General features: G+C 70.0%; 8 protein-coding genes and 1 other RNA gene. 3 read left to right on the plus strand and 6 right to left on the minus strand.

Annotated features, from left to right (window positions below; translation table 11 throughout):
• Positions 1–20: 20 nt before the first annotated feature.
• Positions 21–122, minus strand: coding sequence for a cytochrome b6-f complex subunit PetN (petN, locus tag IQ216_RS10690; RefSeq protein WP_186699529.1), 102 nt, complete (start codon positions 120–122; stop codon positions 21–23).
• Positions 123–186: 64 nt separating this feature from the next.
• On the opposite strand from petN, the gene clpS reads away from it, so the two are divergent.
• Entirely contained in the window at positions 187–477 is a 291-nt protein-coding gene (gene clpS / locus IQ216_RS10695; RefSeq protein WP_186699527.1) for an ATP-dependent Clp protease adapter ClpS, read from the plus strand.
• A complete protein-coding gene (locus IQ216_RS10700; RefSeq protein ID WP_193815455.1) occupies positions 477–755 on the plus strand; it encodes a DUF2103 domain-containing protein in 279 nt (92 codons plus the stop codon). The genes clpS and IQ216_RS10700 overlap by 1 nt, the downstream gene beginning before the upstream one ends.
• Here IQ216_RS10700 and IQ216_RS10705 read toward each other — a convergent pair.
• From IQ216_RS10705 to IQ216_RS10720, 4 genes are all read right to left on the minus strand, one after another.
• Complete coding sequence (locus tag IQ216_RS10705) at positions 737–1,210, minus strand: hypothetical protein (RefSeq protein WP_193815456.1); 474 nt, start codon at positions 1,208–1,210, stop codon at positions 737–739. The genes IQ216_RS10700 and IQ216_RS10705 overlap by 19 nt on opposite strands.
• Positions 1,211–1,308: 98 nt before the next feature.
• Positions 1,309–1,492: non-coding RNA, 6S RNA (gene ssrS, locus IQ216_RS10710), on the minus strand.
• 54 nt (positions 1,493–1,546) lie between these two features.
• Entirely contained in the window at positions 1,547–2,764 is a 1,218-nt protein-coding gene (locus IQ216_RS10715; protein WP_370566707.1) for a 5-(carboxyamino)imidazole ribonucleotide synthase, read from the minus strand.
• A 104-nt stretch (positions 2,765–2,868) separates the two neighbouring features.
• The gene (locus tag IQ216_RS10720; protein ID WP_193815457.1) at positions 2,869–3,774 is read right to left on the minus strand and encodes a carbohydrate ABC transporter permease; all 906 of its coding nucleotides are present in this window, start codon (positions 3,772–3,774) and stop codon (positions 2,869–2,871) included.
• A 75-nt stretch (positions 3,775–3,849) separates the two neighbouring features.
• On the opposite strand from IQ216_RS10720, the gene recQ reads away from it, so the two are divergent.
• Positions 3,850–5,733, plus strand: coding sequence for a DNA helicase RecQ (recQ, locus tag IQ216_RS10725; protein WP_193815458.1), 1,884 nt, complete (start codon positions 3,850–3,852; stop codon positions 5,731–5,733).
• Here recQ and IQ216_RS10730 read toward each other — a convergent pair.
• Entirely contained in the window at positions 5,717–5,926 is a 210-nt protein-coding gene (locus IQ216_RS10730) for a hypothetical protein (protein ID WP_193815459.1), read from the minus strand. The two genes, recQ and IQ216_RS10730, sit on opposite strands and share 17 nt — an antisense overlap.
• Between the last annotated feature and the right edge of the window lie 372 nt (positions 5,927–6,298).

The following is a 6,298-nucleotide window of genomic DNA, read 5'->3' on the forward strand; positions in this document are numbered from 1 at the left end:
GATCACCCTGGGCTGGGCGATCAGAAGCTGATGCTGTTGTCGCCGTGACGGCCCCAGACCACCATGGCGATCGAGAAGGTGAACAGGGCAGCCAGGGAGGCCCAGCCCAGGGTGATCAGCATGGTGGAAACGCGTTGCGTAGCGGCAGTGTACCTAGGCTCCACCCACTCCGGACAGGTCATCACCATGGTGAGTTCGTCCCCGACTGCCGTGCGCGAGCGGCAACTGGTGCGTCAGCCCTACCCCAACTATCGGGTGGTGGTGCTCGACGACGACGTCAACACCTTCCAGCACGTGGTGGAGTGCCTGGTGCGCTTCATCCCGGGGATGCAGCCCGACAAGGCCTGGGACCTGGCCCAGCGCATCGACGGCGAGGGCTCAGCCGTGGTGTGGAGCGGTCCCCAGGAGCAGGCCGAGCTCTACCACCAGCAACTGGGGGCCGAGGGCCTCACCATGGCTCCACTGGAGCGGGACTGATGGGCCGGGTCGTGGTGACCCACAGCACCTACCTGGAGGGGTTGATCCCGCTGTTGCGGCGCCTGGCCAGATTGCCCCGCATCGACACGGTGACCCCCGCCGTGATCAGCAGGGTTAAGGGGCGCAGTCCGAACCTGCGGCTGCGGGTGTCCACGCCGATCCGGGGGGGCCACAAGCTGGTGGCGCGGCGGGGCTCCAGTGCCCAGGAGGTGTTCGTGGTGACCAGCTGCAGCGGCGAGCAGCTGCAGGCCCTGGTGGATCAGCTGCTGGAGGGGTGAGGCGCCTGGGCCAGGCTCAGGCGCAGCTGGCTTGCCCCCTGGCGCTCATACACCGCCGGGGCCGTGAAGCGCGCATAGGCCCCACCGCCGCGGAACCACTGGTCGCTCTGGAGCTCCAGGTCTTCCGGCTCGAGCAGCCAGCGCTGGCGCAGATAGGTGAGGTAATCGGCCGGGTTGGTCTGGGGGGCATGCCAGTGCACCACGGCGAAGGCGGCAGCCCGCACCCGGTAGACCCCGTCGCTGCCCTCCTGGATCTCCTCCTGGAGCAGGAAGCTGCGGAAGCGGCTCTGGCAGGCCTGAGCCTCCAGCTGGGCGGGGGAGCCTTCGAGGGGGTACTTGCGCAGGTAGAGCTGCCTGGCCCTCGGGAACACGGGCCCCGGAGCCAGGGAGAGGAGGGCGATGAACGCCTCCTGGAAGGTCGGTGCCGGCGGCTGAACGGAGGCTGAGGGGTCCATCACGGCTGGCTGCGTCCACACCCTCCCACCTTGGCGGCTGATCGACCAGACCTGACAGCAAAAACCCCCGGGCCCGTAAGCGCCGAGGGAGAGGAAGAGGATGGACCGCCGTGCCGTTTTGCCCCAGTGTTCGACCTGGAGTTACCAGAAGGGGTGTCAGGAGCGGGGCTTCATTTCCGGCTACGAGGCCGGTTTACGTCGCTTCCGCCGCAGACTCCCCATGTCGAAAGAGGAGTCAGATCAGAAAACTGTAAAAGGCAGTCACCAACAAGGCAGTCCGCAGAAAGCTTAGGGCCTTGGGCCGGTTTCAGAGCCCCTCAACGCAAGACGACAAGCTCAATAGCTGGGGTTGGGCCAGATCGCCCGCACCTGCTCGAGGCCATGGCGCGCCTGCCGCCTGCGCTCTGCGGCGGTGGCTCCATCGAGGAGCAGGGTCACATGGCCGAGCTTGCGGCCGAGCGCGGCCCCCTGCTTGCCGTACCAGTGCAGGCTGGCGCCGGGGAGGGCGGCCAGGGCACGGCGCTGCTGGGCGTAGCTGGCCCTGGAGCGCTCGTAGCCGAGCAGGTTCACCATCAGGGCGCCGGGCACCTTGAGCTCCACCTCGCCCATGGGCAGGCCGGCCACGATGCGGGCCTGCTGGCTGAACTGGCTGGTGTGGGCGGCCTCGATCGTCACGTGGCCGGAGTTGTGGGTGCGGGGAGCGATCTCGTTGATCTGCAGGCCTTCGGGGCCATAGAAGAACTCGATCGAGAGCACGCCCACATAGTCGATGGCCGTGAGCAGGGACACGGCGATGTTGCGGGCGAAGGCCTGCACGGCGTGGGGCACGTCGGCGGGCGCCAGCACCCAGTCGCAGACGCGGTGGTGCTGGTGGGTCTGCACCAGCGGATAGGAGCGCACGGCGCCTTGGTCATCGCGGCAGACCAGCTGGGAGAGCTCGATCTCGAAGGCCACGAAGCGCTCCACGATCCAGTCCGCCGGGTCCACGCTCTCGAGCAGCTCGGCCAGCTCGCCGGCGTCCCGCAGCACCAGGGTGGCCTTGCCGTCGTAGCCGCCGGTGGCGGCCTTGGCCATCAGCGGAAACGACCAGCCGGCGGGCAGCTGCGGCGGGCCGGGAGTGGGTGCTGCGGGGAGCAGATCGGCCAGGTCGAACCAGGCGGGGGCGGGCAGCTGGAGCTGCTGCTGCAGCTGCCGCTGGCTGCGCTTGCTCACCAGCGGGGCGAGAGCCGCCACGCTGGGTACGAAGCGCACACCTTCGGCCTCCAGCTGGGAGAGCAGCTCCAGGTCCACCCATTCGTTCTCGAAGGTCACGGCGCTGCAGGCGCCGGCCAGCCGCCGCAGGGCAGCACCATCGCCGGGATCGCCCAGCACCACAGCAGAGGCCAGGCGGCTGGCGGGATCATCCGGCGACGGCGTCTGCACCACCAGGGGGATGTGGAGTTCAGCGGCGGCAGAGGCCAGCATCCAGGCCAGCTGGCCGCCCCCCACCACGCCGATCCGCGCCTCACCCTCGGGGGCGATCGGGGCCAGGGTTTCGGCCTTCAACGGGAGCACGGACACGGGCGGCAACGACGGGTCCAGGGGCCTGGAACGAACCGCCCAGGCCCCGCCCGAAAAGATGAAGACAAGGTTAGGGCGCCGGGGGGCTGGGCCTTTGCTCAGGTGAGGCCCTGGTCGCCGGCGAAGGCGAAGCGGATCAGGCTCAGCACCAGCACGATCAGGAACAGGGCCAGGCCCACCGTGCAGGCATAGGCGATCTCCAGTTCCGAGAAGGCCTGCTCATACACGTAGTACACGATCGTGCGGGTGGAGTCGGCGGGGCCGCCCTGGGTCATCAGGAACACCTCCTCGAACACCTTGGTGGCGGCGATCGCCGAGATCACGGCCACCAGGGTGATGTAGGGCCGCAGCAGCGGCAGGGTGATGTCCACGTGCTTGCGCCAGCCCTCGCTGCCGTCGAGGGCGGCGGCCTCGTAGAGGTCGGCCGAGATGCCCTGCAGGCCGGCCAGGAAGATCACCATGTAGTAGCCTAGCCCCTTCCACAGTGTCACGAGCATCACCGAGGGCAGGGCCAGCAGCGGCGAGGTGAGAAAGCCGATCGGGCTGAAGGCGTCACCCAGCAGGGCGCCCAGCCAGCCGTTGATCAGGCCGTTTTCGGCATAGAGCCAGCGGAAGGCGATGGCCGCCACCACGATCGACACCAGCACCGGCGTGTAGAAGGCGGCCCGGAACCAGTGAATGCCGGGAATCTGCCGGTTCACCAGCACGGCCAGGGCCAGGGCGCCGAGAACCACCGGTGGCACCACACCTATGAGATAGATAAAGGTGGTGCCGGTGACCCGGAAGAACATCGGATCGGTGAGCAGGCGGCGCACGTTGGCCAGCCCCACGAAGCGCAGGGGCTCACTCACGTCGAGGCCCGTCTCGGTGAAGCTGATCACCAGGGCCATCGCCGCCGGGATCAGCACCGAGAGGCTGATCAGCAGCAGGGCCGGAGCCAGAAAGCCCCAGGCGGCCCGATGGCCGGGGGCCCGGGGAGCGGGTTTCGCGGGTGAAGTCGCCATCACGGCCCACGGGATGGGGCCATTGTGGAAGATRCCGTGACCGATGCTTCCGCAGCAAGCAGCCCCCTGAGCGCCATGGTGCAGCCAGAACGGCCAGCTGCCGATCCGATGGCCGTGTTGCGGCACGTGTTCGGCTACGCCAGCTTCCGCGGGCCCCAGGAGGAGATCGTGCGCCACGTGCTGGGCGGCGGCTCCGGCCTGGTGCTGATGCCCACCGGGGGCGGCAAATCCCTCTGCTATCAGGTGCCGGCCCTCTGCCTGCCCGGCGTGGCGGTGGTGGTGTCGCCCCTGATCGCCCTGATGCAGGACCAGGTGGAGGCCCTGCAGCAGGCGGGGGTGCGGGCGGCAGCCCTCAACTCCTCGCTCACGGCCGCGGAGGCCAGCGCGGTGTGGCGTCAGCTCAGCCAGGGCCAGCTCGACCTGCTCTACGTGTCGCCGGAGCGGCTGCTGGGGGGCGATCTGCTGGAGCGGCTGGCGGCCCTGCCCCTGGCCCTGTTCGCCATCGATGAGGCCCACTGCGTGTCGCAGTGGGGCCACGATTTCCGCCCCGAGTACATCCAGCTGGCGGTGCTGGCGGAGCGCTTCTCCCGGGTGCCGCGGCTGGCCCTCACCGCCACCGCCGACCCCCGCACCCGCGAGGAGATCGTGGCGCGGCTGCGGCTCGAGAGCGGCCGGGTGTTCCTGGCCAGCTTTGATCGCCCCAACATCCGCTACCTGCTGCGGGCCAAGGACGACGCCAAGGGCCAGCTGCTGCAGTTTCTGGAGCAGCACCGGGGCGAGTCGGGCATCGTCTATGCCCGCTCCCGAGCACGGGTGGACCGCTTTGCGGCAGACCTGCGGGCGGCGGGCTACGAGGCGCTGGCGTACCACGCCGGCATGGAGGCCGAGGCCCGCAGCCGCACCCTGCAGCAGTTCCGCAACGGCAGCGGCGTGGTGGTGGTGGCCACGATCGCCTTCGGCATGGGCATCGACAAGCCGGACGTGCGCTTCGTGGCCCACCTGGACCTGCCCAAGAGCCTGGAGGCCTACTACCAGGAGACCGGCCGGGGCGGCCGCGACGGGCTGCCGGCGGAGGCCTGGATGGTGCATGGCCCGGGCGATGTGCCCCAGCTGCGGCGTTTCATCGACGACTCCGACGCCCCCGAGGCCCAGAAACGCATCGAACACGGCAAGCTCGATGCCCTGATCGGCTTCACCGAGGCATCCGGCTGCCGCCGCCAGGTGCTGCTGCAGCACTTCGGCGAGGCGTTGGCGGAGCCCTGCGGCAACTGCGATGGCTGCCTCGAACCCCAGGCCCGGGTGGATGTGACCGAGCCGGCCCGCAAGGCCCTCTCAGCGGTGTACCGCACCGGCCAGCGCTTTGGCGCCGCCCACGTGGTGGATGTGCTGCTGGGGGGCAACACCGAGCGGATCCGCCAGCTGGGGCACCAGGAGCTGAGCGTGCATGGCATCGGCCAGGAACTCGACCGCAGCCAGTGGCGCACCCTGCTGCGCCAGCTCACCAGCGCCGGCTACCTGCAGCCGAGTCCCGACGGCCACGGCGGCCTCTGCTTCGGCGCCGAGGCCCTGGTGAAGCCCCTGCTGCGGGGGGAGGCCAGCCTGGCACTGCCGTTGCCGCCCCCCCAGAAGGAACGGCGCCGCGGCGGCCGGGCCGGAGACGGCCGTGGGGCTGGGGGGCAACGGCCCGAACTCGACGCCGAGGGGGCCGATCCGGCCCTAGTGGCGGCCCTGAAGCTGTGGCGCCGCGACCAGGCCCGCCAGCAGGCGGTGCCCCCCTACGTGGTGTTCCACGACCGCACCCTGCTGGAGCTGGCCGTGCGCCAGCCCAGCAGCCTCGACGAACTGGGCCAGGTGAGTGGCATCGGCGCCGCCAAGCTGGAGCGCTACGGGGAAGCGCTGCTGGCGGTGCTGCGGCAGCAGGCGGAAGGGGGGAGTGAGGGAGTCAGTCCTCCGTCTTGAGGAAGCGCCCCGACAGGCGCACCCCCATCACCAGGGCGGCGATGCCGTAGGCGGCAAAGGTGAGCAGCTGGCCACTGGTGCCGGTCTCGTAGGTGCCGCGCTGCAGCAGCACGAAGTCGGCGAGGGAGGAGGCGGTGCCCCAGAGCAGCACCCACACACTCACGTAGGTGATGCCTTTGACGGTCTGGTCCATGCCGGCCTCTCAGTGGGAGAAAACTAGACGCGGGCCCCAGCGCAGCGGAGGCGGTACAACGCGGTGGCTGCCGCCGCCATCGGATCGATGCTGCCCGTCTGCCCGCCGCTGTGGGGCCTGCCGCTGTGTGGCCTGGTGCTGTGCAGCCTGTTGGGTGAGGCCAGCGCCGCGGGGCCACTGCACTCGCCACTTCATCAGCCCCTGCCTCCGCCACCGGTCGGGCCGCAGGCGTCCCTGGAAGCGCCCATTCCCGACTCAGCGAGCGGCGCCGGCGCCTCCCTTGAGCCCGCGTACGCACCCACACTTGGACCGACACCCAAGCCATCAGCCGGTGGCCCCACCAGCCCCGAGCGCCCCGAGGTGGTGCCCCAG

The sequence above is a fragment of the Cyanobium sp. LEGE 06143 genome, from assembly GCF_015207535.1.
Taxonomy (GTDB): Bacteria; Cyanobacteriota; Cyanobacteriia; order PCC-6307; family Cyanobiaceae; genus NIES-981.

Excerpts from the sequence above, each read along its gene's own strand:
- recQ (WP_193815458.1), top strand. The coding sequence starts at position 3,850 with ATGGTGCAGCCAGAACGGCCAGCTGCCGATCCGATGGCCGTGTTGCGG.
- IQ216_RS10700 (WP_193815455.1), top strand. The coding sequence starts at position 477 with ATGGGCCGGGTCGTGGTGACCCACAGCACCTACCTGGAGGGGTTGATC.
- IQ216_RS10705 (WP_193815456.1), bottom strand. The coding sequence starts at position 1,210 with ATGGACCCCTCAGCCTCCGTTCAGCCGCCGGCACCGACCTTCCAGGAG.
- IQ216_RS10720 (WP_193815457.1), bottom strand. The coding sequence starts at position 3,774 with ATGGCGACTTCACCCGCGAAACCCGCTCCCCGGGCCCCCGGCCATCGG.
- IQ216_RS10730 (WP_193815459.1), bottom strand. The coding sequence starts at position 5,926 with ATGGACCAGACCGTCAAAGGCATCACCTACGTGAGTGTGTGGGTGCTG.
- clpS (WP_186699527.1), top strand. The coding sequence starts at position 187 with ATGGTGAGTTCGTCCCCGACTGCCGTGCGCGAGCGGCAACTGGTGCGT.
- petN (WP_186699529.1), bottom strand. The coding sequence starts at position 122 with ATGCTGATCACCCTGGGCTGGGCCTCCCTGGCTGCCCTGTTCACCTTC.